Origin of the sequence: Halomonas sp. AOP30-A1-24, from assembly GCF_052378165.1 — a bacterium.
Lineage (GTDB): Bacteria > Pseudomonadota > Gammaproteobacteria > Pseudomonadales > Halomonadaceae > Vreelandella > Vreelandella citrativorans.
Window position 1 is genome coordinate 22,868 of the sequence record NZ_JBQSXL010000025.1, and the last position, 20,108, is coordinate 42,975.

The following is a 20,108-nucleotide window of genomic DNA, read 5'->3' on the forward strand; positions in this document are numbered from 1 at the left end:
AGGAGCACGCCTTATGGCAACACTCAACATTACCCCAGCTGCCGCACAACAGATCCGCCATGTGCTTGATGAACGCGGCCAAGGCCTAGGCCTACGTGTGTCGGTCAAGCCCAGCGGCTGCTCAGGCTACAGCTATGTGCTGGACTTTGCCGATGAAGTCGGCAGTGACGAAGTTCTCTTTGAAGATCACGGCGCCAGCGTTTATGTAGCACCTGATGCACTTGAGATGCTGGATGGTAGCGAAGTGGACTATGTCAGCGAAGGGCTGAACCGCTTTTTCAAGTTCAACAACCCAAATGTTAAAGATGAATGCGGCTGCGGTGAAAGCTTTACGGTGTAAACCGTAGGCGCCAATGTCATCATCGGTATTCAACCCCCGCTTGAGGCGCTATAATCGCGCCCACTCGGTAATCGGTGGACACTACCGTCATTTTGCCGAAACGATTTTCCTTCGCCGCCCCGGTTTGCCGAGGCGGCAATTTCTGCTTTATCCCTTTCTCTAAAGGCCTCAAGGAGATATTTACATGGCTACTGAACGCACTCTGTCTATCATCAAGCCCGATGCCGTTGCCAAAAACGCCATTGGCGACATCATCGCTCGCTTTGAAAAAGCCGGCCTGCAGGTTGTTGCTGCTAAAATGACCCACCTTTCTGAAGAGAAAGCGGGCGGTTTCTACGCCGAGCACAAAGAGCGTCCGTTCTTTAAAGACCTGGTGGGCTTCATGACGTCCGGCCCGGTGGTTGTTCAAGTACTTGAAGGTGAAGGCGCGATTGCCAAAAACCGTGATCTGATGGGTGCTACCAACCCTAAAGAAGCGGCCCCGGGCACTATTCGTGCTGACTTCGCGGAAACAATCGACGCTAACGCTGTCCATGGTTCCGATTCTGCAGAAAGCGCTGCGCGCGAAATTAGCTACTTCTTCGGTAATGACGAAATCTGCCCGCGCTAATTTTTAGCGGCGCCGTTTCAACATTCGTTGCCGGCCATTTTCGCGGGGGCCTGGCCCCCGCCCTTTCTAGAACGCTGACCACCATGACCACCACCGTAGCCCAACATACGCCCGCTCCCCAATCTGCGCCTGACAGTGAAACGCCAGCGGCAAAAGCGCCTGAGCGCCAGAACCTGCTTGGCATGTCGCGCGAACAGATGGAAGCGTTCTTTTTGTCGATTGGCGAGAAGAAATTCCGCGCCGCTCAGTTGATGAAGTGGATCCACCAGGAAGGTAGCGATGACTTCACCGCGATGACCAACCTGTCCAAACCGTTGCGCGAAAAGCTGGCAAAAGTGGCCGAAATTCGTGGTCCCAGCGTTATTTACGAAGGCACCTCAGCCGACGGTACCCGTAAGTGGGTATTAGAAGTAGAGGATGGCAGCTACGTTGAAACCGTGCTGATTCCCGCTGAAAACGGCAAGCGGCGCACGCTGTGCGTCTCTTCTCAAGTGGGCTGCTCGCTGGACTGTAGTTTCTGCTCCACCGGCAAACAGGGCTTTCAGCGTAACCTTACCGCCGCCGAAATCATTGGCCAGGTATGGGTTGCACAACGCAGCGTCGGGCCGCGCCGTGACACCGCTAACCGCCCGGTTACCAACGTGGTCATGATGGGCATGGGCGAACCCCTGCTCAACTTTGACAACGTAGTGCCGGCCATGAAGTTAATGCTGGATGACAACGGCTACGGGCTCTCCAAGCGTCGCGTTACGCTGTCGACCTCAGGCGTTGTGCCGATGATCGACAAGCTCGGCGACGAGATGGACGTAAGCCTGGCTATTTCGCTGCATGCCTCGACTGACGAGCTGCGCAATGAACTGGTGCCGATCAACCGCAAATACAACATCCAAATGTTGCTGGATGCGTGTCATCGCTACCTGTCCAAGTGCCCGGACAATCGCCAGGTCACTATTGAATACACCCTGATCAAGGATGTTAACGACCAGCAAGAGCATGCCGAACAGCTCGCCGCGCTGCTTAAAGAGTTGCCCTGTAAGATTAATTTGATACCGTTTAACCCGTTTCCTAACTCAGGATATGAAAAACCATCACGCAACCAGGTCATGCGCTTTCAACAGTGGCTGTATGATTTGGAGTATAACGCGACGGTTCGTATGACTCGGGGTGAGGATATCGACGCAGCCTGCGGTCAGTTAGTGGGACGCGTGAAAGACCGAACAAAGCGCAGCGCTCGCTATATCCAATCGGTACAGATTGACGCTGACTAAACGGTGCTTATCTTGACTTCCGACGAGCACAGCGCTTTGATGGACACGGTTTATTCGTTGTGCCGGCGGTTAGTTAGCTATTTACACCATGAGGATCAACATGATCTGTCACTACAGGCGTTTTAACCCGTTTAGGGTGCCCATGTTCGCTGTACTGTTGAGCAGCGTATGGCTCGCCGGTTGTGCCACATCAAACACGTTACCCTCTCAGGCAAGCAATGACGCCAAGGATGCGTATACGCAGCTCGGCGTTGCCTACCTGGAGCGCAACAACCTCCCACGGGCGCGCGCCGCCCTGGGTCACGCGCTGGAGATCGACCCGCACCATGCCAAAGCATTGCAGGCCTTGGCCATGGTCTATCAACAGCAGGGCGACATCGAACTTGCCGACCAATATTTTAAACAAGCGATCGACGCCGACCCGACATTTACCCGTGCCCGCAATAATTACGCGGCATTTTTGTATCAGCAGGGGCATATTGCTGCCGCTTGCGATCAGTTGGAAAACGCATCTAACGATGCCCAGTACGCCAACCGTGCCCAGCTTTTTACCAACCTGGGCCAATGTTATTTGGCGCTGGAAGAATTTGATAAAGCGCGTGGGCGTTTAGCCCGCGCGCAGCGTATCGACCCGCGGCAGTCGCGGGGGTACTTGACGTTAGCCGAACTGGAAGTTTCACAGGGCAATTACCATGAGGCCTGGTCACCGTTGCACACCTATTTGCAGTTGGCCGGGCCAGACCGGGCAGCGCTGGAAATGGCAATTGATATCGCTCATGCCCAAGGCGACCATGCCACGGCAGCCGATTACCAGCGCCAGCTTGGCCTTATGAACTGACGCCCTGACCACTTAATTTTTAAGGATGCTCAGCCATGAGCGACACACAGTTACAAGATAGCGTTACTTCCTCCCGTACCACCTCCTCTCCCGGCGAGATGCTCTTGCGCCAACGAGAAGAGCTCGGCGTGCCCATTGGAGAGGCGGCGCGCGCGCTTAATTTACGCCCGGCCGTCGTTGATGGCCTTGAGCATGATCATTATGACGAAATTCCGGTTATTGCTTACCGTCGTGGCTACCTGCGCTCCTACGCCAAATACCTGGGTCTGAGCGAGCATATGATCCTGGACGCTTACCAGGAGCGCTATGGCGCCGCGGATGCCGAGCGAAAAGTTATTCCGGTGGCGGTTAGTCGGCCCCCCTCAAAGCTGGGCGCCTGGCTATTTAAGCTGGTGACCTTGCTGGTGATTGCTGGCCTGATCGGCGTAACCGTCATGTGGTGGCAGAGCCGTGGTGGCAGCGAGCCGCCTGGCTTTAATGAGACGTCCAGCGTTGAAGAAGGTAGCGAAGTACCGCCGGTATCGGATACTGGCGCTGAGCCCACGCCGCCTCAGCAGCCCGCCATCACCTCGCCTGCCCAGCCGGAAAACGATACGGCCACGGGTGGTACCGCTGGTAATAGTGAAACACTGCCTACTGATAACGCGGAGCAGACCGCGACAGTCGACGAGTCTGCCGCGCTTGATATTGCGGCAGATACGGATGCGACCAATACTGATGCAGCAGACGCTGATGAAGGTGCCCCCGAGGAAGCGGCAACGGCCCCGGCAGACAACCCAGGTCAGATGGAGCTCACGTTTAACGAGCAGTCCTGGACTGAAATTTTCGATGCCAACAATGAACGTGTATTTGTTGGCTTACAAACGCCCGGCACCAATGTAACCGTTGAAGGTGTGCCGCCGTTTCGTTTAACCGTAGGAAACGCCACTGGCGTCGTACTGCGTTACCAAGGTGAGCAGATCAACCTTGCAGAACGCGCAGGCGCCAACAATGTCGCCCGATTCACCCTGGGAGAGTGACCCGTCTTATGCACGCCCCTTCTCCGATAAAACGCCGCCAGTCCCGCCAGATTCACGTCGGCAATGTGGCGGTAGGCGGAAATGCGCCTATTTCCGTACAGAGCATGACCAACACCAACACGCTGGACGTGGCGGCTACCGTTGGGCAGATTCAGCAGTTGGAAAAAGCCGGTGCTGACATCGTACGCGTCTCCGTACCGGACATGGACGCCGCGGAAGCCTTTGGCAAAATCAAGCAGCAGGTGGGTGTGCCGTTGGTGGCCGACATTCACTTTGACTACAAGATCGCCCTGCGCGTCGCTGAGCTAGGCGTTGACTGCCTGCGCATCAACCCCGGCAATATTGGCCGTGAAGACCGCGTGCGCGCGGTGGTGAGTGCCGCACGTGATAACGGCATTCCTATCCGCATTGGCGTTAACGCCGGTTCGTTGGAAAAAGACCTTCAGAAAAAGTATGGCGAGCCCACGCCTGCCGCGCTGGTGGAATCCGCCATGCGCCATATCGACCACCTGGATCGGCTCGATTTTCAAGAGTACAAGGTCAGCGTCAAAGCCTCTGATGTGTTTATGGCCGTTGCGGCTTACCGTGACCTTGCCACGCGCATTGAGCAGCCGCTTCACTTGGGGATTACCGAAGCAGGCGGGCTGCGCTCGGGCACCGTTAAGTCGTCTATTGGCCTGGGTATGCTGCTGATGGATGGTATCGGCGACACGATTCGTGTGTCACTTGCCGCCGACCCGATAGAAGAGATTAAAGTCGGCTTTGATATGCTCAAAAGCCTGCGCCTGCGCGCCAAGGGCATCAACTTTATTGCCTGCCCCAGCTGCTCACGCCAAAACTTTGACGTTATCAGCACCATGAATCAGCTTGAAGAGCGTCTGGAAGACATCATGACGCCGCTGGATGTTTCGGTGATTGGCTGCGTCGTTAACGGCCCGGGTGAAGCAAAAGAGACCGATATTGGCCTGACCGGCGGCAGCCCCGCCAACCTGGTGTATATCGACGGCAAACCGGCCAGCAAACTGCGTAATGACCACCTGGTGGATGATCTTGAGCGGATGATCCGCGAAAAAGTGCGCCAAAAACAGCAGCAAGAAGATGACATGATCGCCCGCAGCGTTTAATGCCGGGGCCATGCATCAGCCAGGATGCAGAACGAGGAGTTTTCATTGAGCAAGTCCGCTGTTAAAAAGATTCAAGCCATCCGTGGTATGAACGACCTGTTGCCCAGCGATAGTCCTCGCTGGCAATTTTTTGAGACCAAAGTACGTCAGTTAATGCATCGCTACGGCTTCGATGAAATTCGCACGCCGATTGTCGAGCAAACAGCGCTGTTCGCCCGCTCGATTGGTGAAGTGACCGATATCGTCGAAAAAGAGATGTACACTTTCGACGACCGCAACGGCGATAGCCTGACACTGCGTCCTGAAGGCACCGCCAGTTGCGTGCGCGCAGCGATGGAACACGGCCTGCTCTACAACCAGACCCAACGGCTTTGGTACCAGGGTCCGATGTTTCGTCACGAGCGCCCTCAAAAAGGCCGCTATCGTCAGTTTCATCAGGTAGGTGTTGAAACGTACGGCTTTGAAGGGCCGGATATCGATGCCGAAGTGATTCTGCTCTCGGCACGCCTGTGGAAAGAGCTAGGTCTGTTTGAGCATGTCACGCTTGAGCTTAACTCGTTGGGCTCGTCCGAGGCGCGCGCCGCCTACCGCGATAAGTTGGTGACCTACTTTGAGCAGCACCGCGAGATTCTCGACGAGGACTCCCAGCGCCGTTTGATCACTAACCCGCTGCGCATTCTGGACTCTAAAAACCCGGCCATGGCGGACATGCTTAACGGCGCCCCGCAGCTCATGGATCATCTTGATGATGCGTCGCGCGAACACTTCGAGCAGCTGAAAGCCATGCTGGATGCGGCGGGTATCCCCTTTGTAATCAACCCTCGCCTGGTGCGCGGGCTCGACTACTACTGCCGTACGGTGTTCGAATGGACCACCAGTGCGCTGGGTAGCCAAGGCACGGTATGTGCTGGCGGTCGTTACGATGGCATGGTGGAACAGCTGGGCGGCAAACCGACCCCGGCGGTTGGGTTCGCCATGGGTATTGAGCGGTTAATCCTGTTGCTGGAGACGCTAAACCTGGTACCGGACGAAGCCCTGGGCGGCTGCGATGTCTATCTCCTGCCTATGGACGATAACGCAACGATTGCCGCGCTCACGCTTGCCGAACAGCTGCGTAGTGAGCTTCCCGACTTGCGCCTTCAACTGCACTGCGGCGGTGGTAGCTTTAAGAGCCGCATGAAAAAGGCCGATAAAAGCGCTGCGCCCATCGCCATCCTGCTGGGCGAGGACGAACTGGCCGAACACGCCGCCACGCTTAAGTTCTTGCGCGATGACCGCGAACAGCAACGCGTGAGCCAAGCGGCACTTTCTGCCACGCTAGGCGACCTGCTGGCCCACTAAGCCAACCGAACAGGCGCTGTGCGCTTACAAATAACTAATCGCCGCTGTGCTGCGGCGATTTTATGCAATAGGAGGCCGCCCGTGGCGGATCGAAGCGAAGAAGAGCAGCTGGACATCGTTAAGCGCTGGTGGAAAGAGAATGGAACCTCTCTGATTGCAGGTGCCGCTCTTGCTGCTGCGGGCGTCTTTGGCTGGAATGCATGGCAAAACTATCAGCAAGGCCAGTCGGAAGCCGCCTCGGTGCGCTACCAGCAATTGATCAACGTTGCCATGGCCAACGAGCTGGATGAGCAGCAAACGGCCAGCGCCCGCGAGCTCATTAGCGAGCTTACCGACGATTATGGCAAAACGCTCTATGCTGAATTGGCGCTGCTTATGGACGCTCGGTTAGCCGTACAGCAGGGCGATATCGATGCGGCAAAGGTCTCTCTTGAACAGGTAGCCGATAACTCATCGCGTCGCTATGTGCAAAGCCTGGCCTGGCTGCGTCTGGCACGCATTGAGGTCGCCAACGGCAATCCTGACGCGGCACTTGCTTTACTGGATGAACCGATCAGCGAAGCCCTGGCGGCGCAGCAAGCCAACGTCCGCGGTGACGCCTACGCAGCTCTTGGGCAAACCGACCAGGCGCGGAGCGCTTGGCAAAACGCGCAGGAACTTGCAGAGAGCCTCGACCAAACGCTTTACGGCGTACCATTCAAGCTTGACGATCTTGGCGCCGAGGAGGCGACACAATGATGAATCTGCGTCTTTCCAAACAGATCATGCGCGTGACGCTAGGTGCGGTAGCCATTGCTCTACTGGCAGGTTGTGCCAATAAAGGCGAACCCGCGTATACGCCCAAAGAGCTGCGTAGCTTTGATGAAACATCCAATCTGACCACCCAGTGGCGCCAGAATATCGGCAGCGGCCTGGGCCGTGCGCGTTACCCTATCGCCCCTTCCCGTGAAGGCAGCACGATCTTTGCTGCCGATGCACAAGGTCTGGTCATGGCGTTAAACGCTAATACCGGTAATCGTGAGTGGCGCGTAGAGCTTGATACACCGATCTCCAGCGCGCTGACCGCGATTGCAGGCCAGGTCTACCTGGGCACTCGCAACGGTGAAGTAATTGCACTGGATCAACGCGATGGCAGCGTCAGCTGGCGCTCCAGAGTATCCAGCGAAGTGCTGGCCGCGCCTCAAGCCAACCAGCAATTGCTGGTCGTACAAAGCGTTGATGGTCAGATAACGGCGCTAGACCGCACCAACGGCCAGGAGCGCTGGGTTTATACCAGTTCTCAGCCTGCCCTTACCCTTCGCGGTACCGGGACGCCGATGGTCATTGACCCGGTCACTTTCGTCGGCCTCGCAAACGGACGCCTGGCCACGCTTGATAACCGTAGCGGCCAGCCGCTGTGGGATATGCAAATCGCCACCCCCAGTGGCCGTAGCGAAGTTGAGCGACTGGTCGATATTGCCGGCCAGCCGCTGATTACGCCTGACGGCCGCCTGTTTGTCACCAGTTACAACGGTCGCGTGGTGGCACTGGAAGCCACACGCGGCAGCGTACTCTGGGAAAGTAATCTCTCTAGCCGCCATTCACCGCTGATGGTAGGTAACTATCTTTATGTGGTTACCGACGACAGCCACCTCGTCGCGCTTGATGCCGAAAATGGCCAAGAAATATGGCGTAACAATGAACTTGAAGATCGCTGGCTTACCGCCCCAGCCTTTGCTGATGGCCGTATCGTGGTTGGCGATTTTGAAGGTTATGTCCATTTGATCGACGCGCGTGAAGGTAACATCGTGGGCCGCACCCGGGTGCATAAATCCGGCATTAGCGTGTCCCCCATTACTGATGGCAGCACCATTCATGTCCAGGCCGACAATGGTCGTCTGGAAACCCTGGAAGTCACTCCATGACACCCGTCATTGCTTTGGTCGGTCGCCCCAATGTGGGCAAATCGACACTGTTTAACCGCCTAACGCGTTCGCGTGATGCACTCGTGGCCGACTTTCCCGGCCTCACCCGCGACCGCAAGTATGGCAACGGCATGCTGGGCGGCAAAGCCTATACGGTGATTGATACCGGCGGTATCAGTGGTGATGAGGAAGGCATTGATGCGGCGATGGCAGAACAGTCGCTTGCCGCGATTGATGAAGCCGATATTGTCCTGTTCCTGGTCGATGCCCGTGCCGGGCTTAACGTAGCGGATGAAGCGATTGCCAACCACCTACGCGTTAACCAGAAAAAAACCTGGTTGGTGGTGAACAAGACCGATGGTCTGGAAGAGCACTCGGCCATGGCCGACTTCTGGAAGCTGGGCCTTGGCGACCCTTGGGCCATTGCTGCCGCGCACGGACGTAACGTTTCAACGCTGATTGATACCGTGCTTGAGCCGTTTCCCGAGCGCGACCCCAGCATTCCAGCAGATATCGGTTCCAAAGGCATCCGCATTGGGGTCATTGGTCGCCCCAACGTGGGAAAATCCACGCTGGTCAACCGCCTACTGGGTGAAGATCGTGTCGTGGTGTTCGATGAAGCCGGTACCACGCGTGATGCTATCGAGATTCCTTTCGAGCGCCGCGGCAAGCCGTATGTGTTGATCGACACCGCCGGTATTCGCCGCCGCAAGAACGTTAGCGAGATTGCCGAGAAGTTTTCCATTATCAAAACCCTTGACGCGATTAAAGAGTGTCATGTGGCGGTGATGGTACTGGATGCCCGCAGCGGCCTGGTTGAGCAGGATCTTCACCTGTTGGATTACGTGCTGACAACAGGGCGTGCGCTGGTACTGGCGATCAACAAGTGGGATGGCCTGGAGAGCGAAGCAAAAGACAAGATGCGTGCCGATATCAAGCGCCGCCTGGGCTTTGCCGACTACGCTGAAATGCACTTTATTTCAGCTCTGCACGGTACGGCAGTGGGTGATTTATACCCCTCCATTGAGCGGGCATTTAATGCGGCCAATGCACACTGGTCGACCAACCGGTTGACGACCCTGTTACAGGATGCGGTCAGCCAGCACCAGCCCCCGATGGTTAACGGGCGGCGTATTAAGCTGCGTATGGCCCACCAAGGCGGCAGTAATCCGCCGATTATCGTTGTGCACGGTAATCAGACCGCGTCGGTTCCTGAAGCGTATCGCCGCTATCTGATCAATACTTTCCGTAAAGTGTTGAAGGTGCGCGGCACGCCCATGCGGTTTGAGTTCCGCTCAGGCGATAACCCGTTTGACTCTATGGCCGGGGCCAGTGATAAAGAGAAAGCCAAAAAGCGCGAGCTTACCCGCACTAAAGATGCACGGAAAAGCCGTCGCTAAACGCTCTATGCGCTATCCCGCAGTAATAACGCCTGCTTGTTTAAGCAGGCGTTTTTTTACGGCACTCTTGAAAAAACACCCAGCCAATCACTTTGGGGAACTAATTTCATACCTTGGGAGCCAAACCCAACCCCATACTGTGGGAGCTGAATTTATTCGGCGAAGGCGGCGCCAGCCGCCCTTACTCACCACAGGACAAGGTGTCGTCCATCGCTCCTCTCCTTCACCCCGACAGCGCTTCGCACTGCATCGCGGGCTGAAGCCCGCCCCCACAACAAGGCTCTCTTAATCCTCTAAAGGGCCTATAGCCCGCCGCTATCAATCACTTTGGGAGCCAAACCCAACCCCATTCTGTGGGAGCTGAATTTATTCGGCGAAGGCAACGCCAGCCGTTAATCCAAAAACCATTGACAAAAGGCGCTGCCTTATCTCAAATAGCCGCGCTTTTGGGCATTTCCGCTCATCTTTTGCCCTTCTTGGGAGGGACATTCATGCTTTATCTCATGCGCCGTTGGCGTTGGTTAGCACTTCTCAGTGTCGCAAGCCTGCTTACCGGCTGCCTTGCACTCCCCCAAACGGGGCTATTTGCCTTTCGCTTGGCCATTACCTCACTCGGCGTGGAGGATGTGCGTATTGGCCCCTACTCCGTTGACGCAGGCCTGGACACCAGCGATTTGACCAGCCTGCTGGCTTCAAGCCTGGGCATGGGTAGCCTGCCGGTTCAGGCGACGCTTGCGATGGGCCTTGGGCTACCTGCGGGAATGCCGGCAGTAGCCATGTCAGGCTTTAACTGGACGCTGGACATGCCAGGCGTTGACCCCGTGGAAGGGGAGTATACCCAGGATGTTTCATTAACCTCGGGCGACGGCGCCAATCTACGCTTGCCGGTGGCATTTGATATCCTGGGCACCGATGCCCAAAAAATGGCGCCAATGCTGAACCTGGTCCAGCAGCTCGCCTCTCAAGGCGAACTACCCGCAGGCAGTGAGCTTGCGATCACGCCAGGCGATTTACGCGGCCTAGGCATGACACTACCGGCGGGGCTGCTCACACCGACCATTCGCCTTAATGTGGGTGAAGATGGTCAGCTAATCCCTCAGCGTTAAGCTGTTTCTGCCCAGCATGGCAACAGAGGCTAGCCAATGCTCCACGTGGTCAAGTCATCTGGTTAAATGTCGGCTCAGTTCAGCGTTTCCCCCTAGCCTCAATCCCTGTCCTTAATCACTGTCCTCAAGTGCATTAAGTGGCAACAAGGGGATTGATTTACCCTGCACAGTGGTTATCTTGTGTGCATGGAATTCAATCATCTTTAAGGAAATCATCTCATGCGTTGGCTTCGTCCCTTTGCTGTTACTGCGCTATGCGCTTCTTTAGCGGCCTGTTCAACGTCCCCTACCGGACGCTCGCAATTATTGCTGCTTTCTGATGACCAGCTTAACGAGATGGGCCAACAGGCATTCGCCCAGTACCAGCAGGATATTCCTACCGCAGGCCAGGCAAGCCACCGCTATGTGCAGTGCATCACCAATGCCATCGTGGATGTATTACCGGCTGAACAGCGTAACCTTGACTGGCAAATCCGGGTATTTGAAGCCGAACAGCCCAACGCCTTCGCACTGCCTGGCGGTTATATGGGGGTCAACACCGGCATGCTGAATGTTGCCACCAACCAGGATCAACTGGCCTCCGTGGTAGGCCATGAAATTGGTCACGTACTTGCCCGCCACGCCAATGAGCGGGCATCGACCGAAAACGCTACGTCACTAGGGCTTTCGGTTATTTCCAGCGCATCGGGTATGCAAACCCCTGGCGGACAACAGCTGATGGGCGTGCTGGGCATGGGCGCGCAATACGGCATTGCCTTGCCGTTCTCACGTAGCCATGAAAGCGAAGCGGATGTGATTGGCCTGGACCTGATGGCACAGGCAGGCTTTGACCCGCGTCAAAGCGTTACGCTCTGGGAAAACATGCAGGCCGCCTCGGGCGGTGGCGCGCCACCGGCCTGGATGTCGACGCACCCAAGCCAGGGGCAGCGCATTGAGGGCCTACAAGCCAATATGGACACAGCGCTTGCCACCTACGAGCAGGCGCGCAACAGCGGGCACACACCTAACTGCCAGCGTCCGTAACCCTTTGCTTTAATTTGTAACGATAAAGGGCCGATCCATCTCGGCCCTTTTTTGATGAACACATGCAAGCGGCTAACCCGCGTTGAGCATTCTGCGCAGCATCTGGCGTACCTGAGTCGTCTCGGGGCGTACATTTCGCCATAGATAAAATGCTTCAGCGGCTTGCTCTACCAGCATTCCCAGGCCATCCAACCGCTGGGCACCATGCGTTCCTGCCCACTTCAAGAAAACCGTTTGCGTAGCGCCATACATCATGTCGTAGGCCCAGGTATCGTTTGCAAACAGATGACCCGGCAGAGGGGGTAAATCGCCCGTTAGGCTGGCACTGGTTCCGTTGATCACGACACTAAAAGGGCCTTTTGCTGCCTTAAACCCTCCGCCGTGAATCTCGCCCAAATCAGCAAAATCGTCGGCCAATTGTTGGGCTTTTTCAGCCGTTCGGTTAACGACCACCACCTCGCCAGGCTTTTCTGCGAGTAACGGCTCTAAAATTCCCCGCACGGCCCCACCAGCGCCCACCACCAGGATGCGCTTATCGGCAAGCGCTACACGGTTATATGCAAGGTCGCGTAACAAGCCAACGCCATCGGTATTATCGCCGTAAGTAAGACCATTACCTCCGACTATCAGCGTATTCACCGCGCCAGCCCGCTGAGCACGTCTGCTCAGGGTATCGCAGAGCGCAAACGCCTCCTCCTTAAAGGGTACGGTAACGTTGGCCCCTCGCCCGCCGTTACCAACAAACGTTCGCCAGGCATCGGTAAAGCCATCCAACGGCGCCAGTTGTGCTGTGTATTCAATTTTTTGCTGTGTTTGCAGGGCAAATTCGTTATGAATGAGGGGTGATTTTGAGTGCTCAATGGGATTACCCAATACGCAATAAAGGTCACTCATCAACTCGTTCCTGTACGCTGTTTTATATTTCTGTGGATCACGATGTTTAAGCCCTATCCGACACGTTGAGCCAGTCTCTTGGCACCAGGTAATCATTTAGCGTGGCTTCAGCACTGCCAGGGGCAGGCGTATAGGCATACTCCCAGCGCGCCAGTGGTGGCATCGACATTAAAATTGACTCGGTGCGCCCGCCGCTTTGTAAGCCAAACAGCGTTCCTCGGTCCCATACGAGGTTAAACTCTACATAGCGGCCGCGACGGTAAAGCTGAAACGCTCGCTCACGCTCGCCCCAATCATCCTGTTGGCGGCGCTTAACAATCGGCACGTAAGCCTCTAAAAAGCTATCGCCCACGGCGCGTTGAAAGGCGAAACACTCCTCGAAACTGCCAGCATTCAAATCATCGAAAAACAGCCCGCCCACCCCACGGGTCTCATCGCGGTGCTTTAAATAAAAGTACTCATCGCACCACGCTTTATAGCGGTCATAAACATCATCGCCAAAAGGGTCGCAGGCGGCTTTGGCCACCTGGTGCCAGTGCACCACGTCCTCAAGCACCGGGTAATAGGGCGTTAAGTCAAAGCCTCCACCAAACCACCAGACAGGCGTTTCGCCCTCTTTTTCAGCAATAAAAAAGCGTACATTGCCGTGGCTGGTAGGGACATGCGGGTTTTCAGGATGTAGCACCCAGGAAACTCCAACCGCATGAAAGCTGCGACCGGCAAGCTCCGGCCGGGCTGCCGTTGCCGAGGGCGGCAGTTGAGCACCATACACATGGGAAAAGTTGACGCCGCCTTTTTCAAAGACACCGCCCTGCTCAATCACGCGTGAGCGTCCGCCACCGCCCTCCTCACGCTGCCAACTGTCCTCCTTAAACGCAGCTTTACCATCAGCCGCGGCCAGCCCCTCACAAAGCCGGTCTTGAAGGCCGAGCAGGTACTGCTTAACGTCGTCTAAATGCTCGTGCGCCACGATGACTCCCGTTCAAAATTCTTACTACACAGTAATCTTCACCATAGCGCGTTTAAGCACTTGGTACTTAAGCCGTTTACTTATCTATTTAAGCGCGCATTACCTGGCCACTGGCTAAATCACGGATGGTGCTGGGTCGTGGATTCCCGCCCAGCTCGCCCGCTACTATCGCGGCGACTTCCTGCCCAAAAATAGCGGCGACTTCTTCATCGCTCATGGCAGGTGCCTCACCCGCACGATTGGCCGATGTCGATACCAGTGGCCCGCCAAACGCTTCGCATAACGCTTTCATTAAGGGGTGGTCGGTCACGCGTAAGGCCACGCGTTGATGAGCACCGCGAACCAGCGCATGGCTGCGACCGTTATCCGGCACCAGCCAGGTGTTAGGGCCAGGCCAACTGGCCGCAAGTGGAGCATGCAGTTCAAGCGGCAATTGGTTTAGCCAGGGCTGAAACTGCTGGATACTGGCCGCCACCAAAATAATGCCTTTGGAAGGGTCGCGCTCTTTCATGCGCATTAACCGGGTAAGCGCTTCATCATTATCCGGGTCACAGCTAAGCCCCCACACGGCTTCGGTGGGGCACGCAATAACACCGCCAGCATGCAGTGCATGAATGGCAACTTCGAGGTCGACAGCCGGTTTCATTGGCTCTCCTGCTCTACAAGCAATTAGCGATAAGAGAATGCTCACATCCTATCATGGCCTGGGTAAGCGTACCCAACCACCCACCTGCTGAGCGACCCATCCATCAAGCTCCAGCATCAATAACCGCTGCTGGCAGCTGCTGACAGACTCCCCGGTATGCTGAACCAGTGAATCAAGCGGCACCGGCGTTGCCGATAAAACGTTAAGCAGCTCATCAGGCAGTGGTTCGCTTGATGGCGCCATTGACCCTGAAGGGGGAGACGAAGCCTTCACGGACGCGGGTAAAAAGCTACCCGCCCACTGCTGCAACTCTTCAAGCATATCGTCGACATGGCGCACCAGCGTTGCGCCATTCCGCAACAAGTGCAGGCAACCTTGAGCCTGAACATTGTGCAAAGACCCAGGCAGGGCAAAAAGCTCCTTGTTCTGCTCTAGGGCCAAGCGAGCGCTGACCAACGAGCCGCTTTTCTCGGTGGCTTCGATCACTAACGTCCCCAATGAAAGCCCAGTCACAATCCGGTTGCGGCGCGGGAAGAACGCAGGGCGCGCCTTGGTGCCCGGCGGATGCTCTGACAACAATAACCCGCCAGGCGCGCAGCTCAGTTGCTCATGCAGGTCGCGATGTCGAGCCGGGTAAATAACGTCCACGCCACAGCCTAACACCGCAATACTGCTTCCACCGGCACTCAGCGCGGCACGCTGTGCGATGCCATCAATGCCCAGCGCCATACCGCTGACCACGCACCAGCCTCGGCGAGCCAGTTCCCGCGCAAAGCCCTGGGCATTGGCATTACCTTCCGAGGTGGGTTTGCGGGTTCCCACCATGGCAATCCTTGGCCCTTCAAGCGCCTGTAAATCCCCTTGAGCCCAAAGAATGGTGGGCGGGTCCGGTAACTCGTTGAGCAGCTCAGGCCAGGCCGGGTGGTGACGATGTAGAATATGTCGCGCTGGTCCGCTCTGCTGCCATGCCCGCGCATCGTCTACGCATCGCTGAAGCGGGCTGCGCTCGGGGTGTTCAAGCCACAGCCGTAAGGCACTGGCGGCGTTAGCGGGCAGTGTCGCCAGCCAACCTTCCGGCCAGCGCGGCTGGCGTGCCACCATCTGGGTAATGCGCAGTGCGCCCATGCCCGGCAAGGCGTTGACCACTAACCACTCACTGGTATTCATCGACGCTCCTTAACGTGCATACTAAACATTCAACTTACGCTATAAATCCGGGCTCACCACGAGATCACCTACTTCCAGCATACTGGACGTTTGCATTACCAGTGCGTAGCTCACCTGCTGGTAAGGTTTCACCACCATCACCCAACCCGACGGGGTCGGTGGCAATGGTGTTAATTCTTGGGTGCGCGCATCGAAAACGGTTTTACCCAGCTGATTAACCTGAAGCAGATGCCCTGGCTGAAGGCCATCCTGCACTCCCAAATCCAACGTAACGATTTGCAAGGTGCCTATAAAACGTACGCCGCCAGGTACGGCGAGGATACGACCTCTAATGTTATTGCGCGGCAGGTGCGGCTGAAGTGCAGCCTGGGGGGCATCAGGCTCAAGGGCAAGAATAAGGTCGTTACTACGCACCTCTTGATGAGCGCTAAGCACTTCCAGCAGGGCAATATCCCCCTCACTGCGTACAAGGCGAGCTTCGCCGATGTGACTTAACGCCTGCCCCAACACCGCGCCGTCGTCAGCGGTATAGGTCTGTGTCTGACGATAAATACCGAAGGTGGCAAGGCCCGTCGTTGCTCTATTCGTTACGCTGCTCGGTACGCTTTCCAGTGCGTGGCTCGGCATAGCGCCACGGGCGTAAATCCGGTCACCTGCACCGTTGATCAATCGCTGGTGCTCGCCAGCCAACACATAGGCCATCTCAGGCTGGCGCGCTCCGGCTTCTATTACTCGGTGTTCACGCCAAAAGGCGTTAAGGCTTTCAAGCGAGAGTGTGCCGAGCTCACTTACCCTCGCGTCTAGCGCTCCATCGGGCATTGGCAAGGTGCGTATTTGGGGAGAAAGCGTCACCACCGGCAGCGTTTCAGCGCCAACGGCGTGAAGACTTATTAACAACCCAGACAGCAGGCTTACTACCCTCTTGAGCACGTCACAAAGCGCGTTTTGTCTTGCCGCGCGGCGCATAAAGTTGGCTAGCACTATCCCGTACTCCGTGGAGGATGTTTCGATCATTTTCATGGCGCTTCACCGCATGTGCTGATGCCCAGGAGCGCTGCCAGCGTGATATAGTGGCGATTAGCAAAGTACCAGGCCGCCGCTATCCGGCCTGATTATCCAAGATTTAGCTTAACGATGACGGTAATCCCCATGGCCAAACTTCCTATTCTCGAATTCCCCGATGAGCGCCTGCGCACCAAGGCGGTACCGGTGGAAACCGTTGACGACGAGGTCCGCCAGCTTGTCGACGATATGTTAGAGACCATGTACGACGCACGTGGCATTGGCCTTGCAGCCACCCAAATTGATGTCCATCGTCGTATCGTCGTCATGGACGTAAGCGAAGATAACTCGCAGCCGCTGGTGCTGATCAACCCTCGCTATACGCCGGTCGGCGAAGACCAAGAGCCGCTTTCTGAAGGCTGCTTGTCGATTCCCGAGCACTACGCGGAAGTGCCGCGCTACCTTACGGTAAAACTCAACGCGCTTGACCGTAACGGCGAGGCGTATGAGCTTGAGGCCGATGGCCTGCTGGCGCACTGCATTCAACACGAGTACGACCACCTTGAAGGTGTACTGTTTGTTGATTATCTTTCGCCGCTAAAGCGCGACCGCATCATGAAAAAAATGCAGAAACGTCATAAGCTGATGAAAGACGACGCTTAACAGCCACCCGTTTTAGCACAGTTTACTTCGGCTTTTGTAGAAGTTTTGTAAATGAGCGTATTTAAAACGCTTAAGGCCGAGAAGCCTGGTACTCCATACAACGGTACAACAGCCGTTGTATACCCTGCTTCTCGGCCTTTATTGTTGCCCCAGGCTTTCTCATTTCCCCTGTTACCAGGTACCTGTTGTCATGTCACAGTTGCGCGTTGTTTTTGCTGGCACGCCTGATTTCGCTGCCTCAAGCCTTGCGGCCCTACTGGCCAGCAAACATAAGGTAGTGGCGGTTTATACCCAACCCGACCGCCCGGCAGGTCGTGGTCGCAAACTCACGCCAAGCCCCGTTAAAAAGCTTGCTCTTGAGCATGCGCTTCCGGTCTACCAGCCACAAACGCTAAAAGACCCGGCCGCTCAAGCGGAGCTTGCCGCCTTAAACGCCGATATTATGGTGGTCGTGGCGTACGGTTTATTGCTGCCTCAGGCAGTATTGGACACACCGCGCCTGGGGTGCATTAACGTCCACGCCTCACTGCTACCCCGCTGGCGCGGTGCCGCCCCGATTCAGCGCGCGATTGAAGCCGGTGATAACGCCTCAGGCGTTACCATCATGCAAATGGACGCAGGGCTTGATACCGGCGCCATGCTGCACGAAGTACGCACCCCGATCACCGAGCAAACCACCGGAGGCGACCTGCATGACCGCCTGGCGCTTCAAGGCGCCACTGCGCTCACCAGCGTGCTGGATAAACTGGCCAACGGTAACGCCAGTGCGACACCCCAGCCGGAAGAAGGCGTTACCTACGCCACCAAGCTCAGCAAAGCAGAGGCCGAGCTGGACTTCACTCAGCCTGCTGAACGCCTTGCGCGTAAAATCCGCGCCTTTAACCCCTGGCCGGTGGCGTGGTGTCAGATGGGTGATGACCGCTTACGCTTACTCATGGCAAGCGCTGAAGCCGGTGAACAGGGCGCAACGCCGCCCGGCACGCTGCTTGAAAACGGTGAAGACCATCTGCGTATTGCCTGTGGCCCGGAAGGCCGAGAGGTTTTATGTATCAGCAGCGCCCAACTTCCTGGCGGCAAGGCCATGGCTGTGCGCGACTTACTCAACGCCCGCCATGCCCGATTGACGTCCGGTAACCGCCTTGGTCAGCCTGAATCCCAGCAAGGAGACGCTTTATGAGTCAGCAACGCTCACAACACGGTAAACGTGCATCAGGCAATAGCGGCCAGGACGTGCGCGCCGCCGCCGCCCGTGTGTTAGCGCCGGTTATTTCTCAGCAAGGCTCACTGGCCGCGTTGGATGAGAACAGTGTCGTTGCCCGCGACCGGGCCCTTTTAAAAGAGCTCTGCTTTGGCACCTGTCGCCAGCTTCCACGTTTGGAAGCGCTGGCTAACAGCCTCCTAAAGCAGCCCTTTAAAAAACGTGACAGTGATATTCACGCGCTGCTGCTGCTGGGTATTTATCAGTTGCTGTATATGCGTATTCCCGCCCACGCAGCCGTCGGCGAAACCGCCGGTGCCGCGCGCTTGTTGGGTAAAGAGTGGGCGACCCGCGTACTGAATGGCTGCCTGCGCCGCCTACAGCGCGAGTCCGATGAACTTCAGGCGGCGGTTGATCAGGATGAGAGTATTGCGCTGGCCCACCCCCGCTGGCTGCTGGACGCACTACGCAGCGCCTGGCCGGAGCAGTGGCGGGCAATTGTTGAGGCAAATAATCAGCCTGGCCCCATGACGCTGCGCGTAAATCAGCATCACAATGACCGCGAAGCCTATATAGAACGGCTGACCGAGCAAGGCTTAAGCGGTGAACTCTGCGCCCACTCGCCGGATGGCATTACCCTTAACACGCCCTGCGATGTCACCCTGCTACCCGGATTTTCCGAGGGCCACGTTAGCGTACAGGATGAGGCAGCCCAGCTGTGTGCTGCGCTACTTGGCCCTGCCCTGGCACCTCGCCCCGGTGCGCAGGTATTGGATGCCTGTAGCGCGCCTGGCGGCAAAACGGCTCACTTGCTTGAACAGTTTGATATTGCGCTGACCGCCCTGGATAGCGATAACCAACGTCTTTCGCGGGTAGAGAGCACGCTAGAGCGATTGGGTCTATCCGCCACGCTTCAGAATGTGGATGCCACCCAGCACGACTGGTGGAACGGCACGCCGTTTGAGGCTATTCTGCTTGACGCTCCTTGCTCAGGTACCGGCGTTATACGGCGCCATCCGGATATCAAAACGCTGCGACGCAAAGAGGACATCCGCAAGCTGGCCAAGCTACAGCAGCAGCTACTGGACAATTTATGGCCCATGCTGCGCGAAGGCGGCACGCTGTTATACGCCACCTGCTCGGTACTGACTGAGGAGAATTCCCAACAGATCGAGGCCTTCCTGGCGCGCACACCTGATGCCAAAGTGACCACGCCCAGCGATGTGGCCTGGGGTCTCCAAAGCGGTCAGGGCCGCCAGCTATTTCCAGAGCAAGGACGTCATGACGGCTTTTTTTATGCCAGGCTTGAGAAGCAGTCTGCCTAGGCGCGTTCTGGTGCCAAGGCAGTGAACTCATGACTAAGGATGGAGATACCATGACTCACCACACCTACAAGCACATAGAAATCACCGGCTCTTCCGAGAAAGGCATCGAGGAAGCCGTGCAGAATGCAATCGCCAAGGCGTCCGAGTCTATCCAGCACATGCGCTGGCTAGAAGTGACCGATACACGTGGCCATATTGAAGACGGCCGCGTGGCCCACTGGCAGGTCACCGTTAAAGTCGGTTTCACGCTGGAATAATCCTTACCTGCAT

21 protein-coding genes are annotated in these 20,108 nt (G+C 56.6%); 16 read left to right on the forward strand and 5 right to left on the reverse strand.

What is annotated here, in order from left to right; all coding sequences use genetic code 11:
- Positions 1 to 13 precede the first annotated feature (13 nt).
- The 12 genes from ACT3TJ_RS13915 (at position 14) to ACT3TJ_RS13970 (ending at position 11,973) form a co-directional block, all read left to right on the forward strand.
- Positions 14 to 340, forward strand: coding sequence for a HesB/IscA family protein (locus tag ACT3TJ_RS13915; RefSeq protein ID WP_087106557.1), 327 nt, complete (start codon positions 14 to 16; stop codon positions 338 to 340).
- Positions 341 to 524: 184 nt separating this feature from the next.
- The gene (gene ndk / locus ACT3TJ_RS13920; RefSeq protein ID WP_087106555.1) at positions 525 to 950 is read left to right on the forward strand and encodes a nucleoside-diphosphate kinase; all 426 of its coding nucleotides are present in this window, start codon (positions 525 to 527) and stop codon (positions 948 to 950) included.
- A gap of 83 nt (positions 951 to 1,033) precedes the next feature.
- Complete coding sequence (rlmN, locus tag ACT3TJ_RS13925; RefSeq protein WP_193055282.1) at positions 1,034 to 2,218, forward strand: 23S rRNA (adenine(2503)-C(2))-methyltransferase RlmN; 1,185 nt, start codon at positions 1,034 to 1,036, stop codon at positions 2,216 to 2,218.
- 100 nt (positions 2,219 to 2,318) lie between these two features.
- Positions 2,319 to 3,056 carry a type IV pilus biogenesis/stability protein PilW gene (gene pilW, locus ACT3TJ_RS13930; RefSeq protein WP_172118617.1) on the forward strand — a complete coding sequence of 246 codons (738 nt, stop codon included), beginning with the start codon at positions 2,319 to 2,321 and terminating at the stop codon, positions 3,054 to 3,056.
- A gap of 35 nt (positions 3,057 to 3,091) precedes the next feature.
- Positions 3,092 to 4,075 carry a RodZ domain-containing protein gene (locus ACT3TJ_RS13935; protein ID WP_444665900.1) on the forward strand — a complete coding sequence of 328 codons (984 nt, stop codon included), beginning with the start codon at positions 3,092 to 3,094 and terminating at the stop codon, positions 4,073 to 4,075.
- Between the two features lie 8 nt (positions 4,076 to 4,083).
- Positions 4,084 to 5,199: a flavodoxin-dependent (E)-4-hydroxy-3-methylbut-2-enyl-diphosphate synthase gene (gene ispG, locus ACT3TJ_RS13940; protein ID WP_172118615.1), complete on the forward strand. Its 1,116-nt coding sequence runs from the start codon at positions 4,084 to 4,086 to the stop codon at positions 5,197 to 5,199.
- Between the two features lie 45 nt (positions 5,200 to 5,244).
- Entirely contained in the window at positions 5,245 to 6,540 is a 1,296-nt protein-coding gene (gene hisS, locus ACT3TJ_RS13945) for a histidine--tRNA ligase (RefSeq protein ID WP_172118614.1), read from the forward strand.
- Between the two features lie 81 nt (positions 6,541 to 6,621).
- On the forward strand, positions 6,622 to 7,278 hold the full coding sequence (locus ACT3TJ_RS13950; protein WP_444665902.1) for a YfgM family protein: 657 nt from the start codon (positions 6,622 to 6,624) through the stop codon (positions 7,276 to 7,278).
- Positions 7,275 to 8,444, forward strand: a complete 1,170-nt coding sequence (gene bamB / locus ACT3TJ_RS13955) for an outer membrane protein assembly factor BamB (RefSeq protein WP_172118612.1) — start codon at positions 7,275 to 7,277, stop codon at positions 8,442 to 8,444. Before ACT3TJ_RS13950 ends, bamB begins: the two co-directional genes overlap by 4 nt.
- Positions 8,441 to 9,844, forward strand: a complete 1,404-nt coding sequence (gene der, locus ACT3TJ_RS13960) for a ribosome biogenesis GTPase Der (protein ID WP_172118611.1) — start codon at positions 8,441 to 8,443, stop codon at positions 9,842 to 9,844. The genes bamB and der overlap by 4 nt, the downstream gene beginning before the upstream one ends.
- A gap of 491 nt (positions 9,845 to 10,335) precedes the next feature.
- Positions 10,336 to 10,950, forward strand: coding sequence for a hypothetical protein (locus ACT3TJ_RS13965; protein ID WP_444622308.1), 615 nt, complete (start codon positions 10,336 to 10,338; stop codon positions 10,948 to 10,950).
- Between the two features lie 219 nt (positions 10,951 to 11,169).
- On the forward strand, positions 11,170 to 11,973 hold the full coding sequence (locus ACT3TJ_RS13970; protein WP_172118609.1) for a M48 family metallopeptidase: 804 nt from the start codon (positions 11,170 to 11,172) through the stop codon (positions 11,971 to 11,973).
- A gap of 72 nt (positions 11,974 to 12,045) precedes the next feature.
- Here the strand turns inward: ACT3TJ_RS13970 and aroE are convergent, their stop codons facing one another.
- The 5 genes from aroE to ACT3TJ_RS13995 form a co-directional block, all read right to left on the reverse strand.
- A complete protein-coding gene (gene aroE / locus ACT3TJ_RS13975; protein WP_444622307.1) occupies positions 12,046 to 12,867 on the reverse strand; it encodes a shikimate dehydrogenase in 822 nt (273 codons plus the stop codon).
- A gap of 46 nt (positions 12,868 to 12,913) precedes the next feature.
- Positions 12,914 to 13,837, reverse strand: a complete 924-nt coding sequence (gene hemF, locus ACT3TJ_RS13980; protein WP_444622306.1) for an oxygen-dependent coproporphyrinogen oxidase — start codon at positions 13,835 to 13,837, stop codon at positions 12,914 to 12,916.
- 88 nt (positions 13,838 to 13,925) lie between these two features.
- Entirely contained in the window at positions 13,926 to 14,483 is a 558-nt protein-coding gene (locus ACT3TJ_RS13985) for an L-threonylcarbamoyladenylate synthase (RefSeq protein ID WP_444622305.1), read from the reverse strand.
- A gap of 51 nt (positions 14,484 to 14,534) precedes the next feature.
- Complete coding sequence (gene dprA / locus ACT3TJ_RS13990) at positions 14,535 to 15,650, reverse strand: DNA-processing protein DprA (protein ID WP_444622304.1); 1,116 nt, start codon at positions 15,648 to 15,650, stop codon at positions 14,535 to 14,537.
- A 39-nt stretch (positions 15,651 to 15,689) separates the two neighbouring features.
- Entirely contained in the window at positions 15,690 to 16,670 is a 981-nt protein-coding gene (locus tag ACT3TJ_RS13995) for a peptidoglycan-binding protein (protein WP_444622303.1), read from the reverse strand.
- A 129-nt stretch (positions 16,671 to 16,799) separates the two neighbouring features.
- Between ACT3TJ_RS13995 and def the strand changes: the two genes are divergently transcribed.
- The 4 genes from def to ACT3TJ_RS14015 all read left to right on the forward strand — a co-directional run bounded on the left by def (position 16,800) and on the right by ACT3TJ_RS14015 (position 20,095).
- Positions 16,800 to 17,315: a peptide deformylase gene (gene def, locus ACT3TJ_RS14000; RefSeq protein ID WP_172118603.1), complete on the forward strand. Its 516-nt coding sequence runs from the start codon at positions 16,800 to 16,802 to the stop codon at positions 17,313 to 17,315.
- 190 nt (positions 17,316 to 17,505) lie between these two features.
- Positions 17,506 to 18,492 carry a methionyl-tRNA formyltransferase gene (fmt, locus tag ACT3TJ_RS14005; RefSeq protein ID WP_444622302.1) on the forward strand — a complete coding sequence of 329 codons (987 nt, stop codon included), beginning with the start codon at positions 17,506 to 17,508 and terminating at the stop codon, positions 18,490 to 18,492.
- Positions 18,489 to 19,838, forward strand: coding sequence for a 16S rRNA (cytosine(967)-C(5))-methyltransferase RsmB (rsmB, locus tag ACT3TJ_RS14010; RefSeq protein WP_444622301.1), 1,350 nt, complete (start codon positions 18,489 to 18,491; stop codon positions 19,836 to 19,838). The genes fmt and rsmB overlap by 4 nt, the downstream gene beginning before the upstream one ends.
- Positions 19,839 to 19,888: 50 nt before the next feature.
- On the forward strand, positions 19,889 to 20,095 hold the full coding sequence (locus tag ACT3TJ_RS14015; protein ID WP_172118637.1) for a dodecin: 207 nt from the start codon (positions 19,889 to 19,891) through the stop codon (positions 20,093 to 20,095).
- Positions 20,096 to 20,108: the final 13 nt, after the last annotated feature.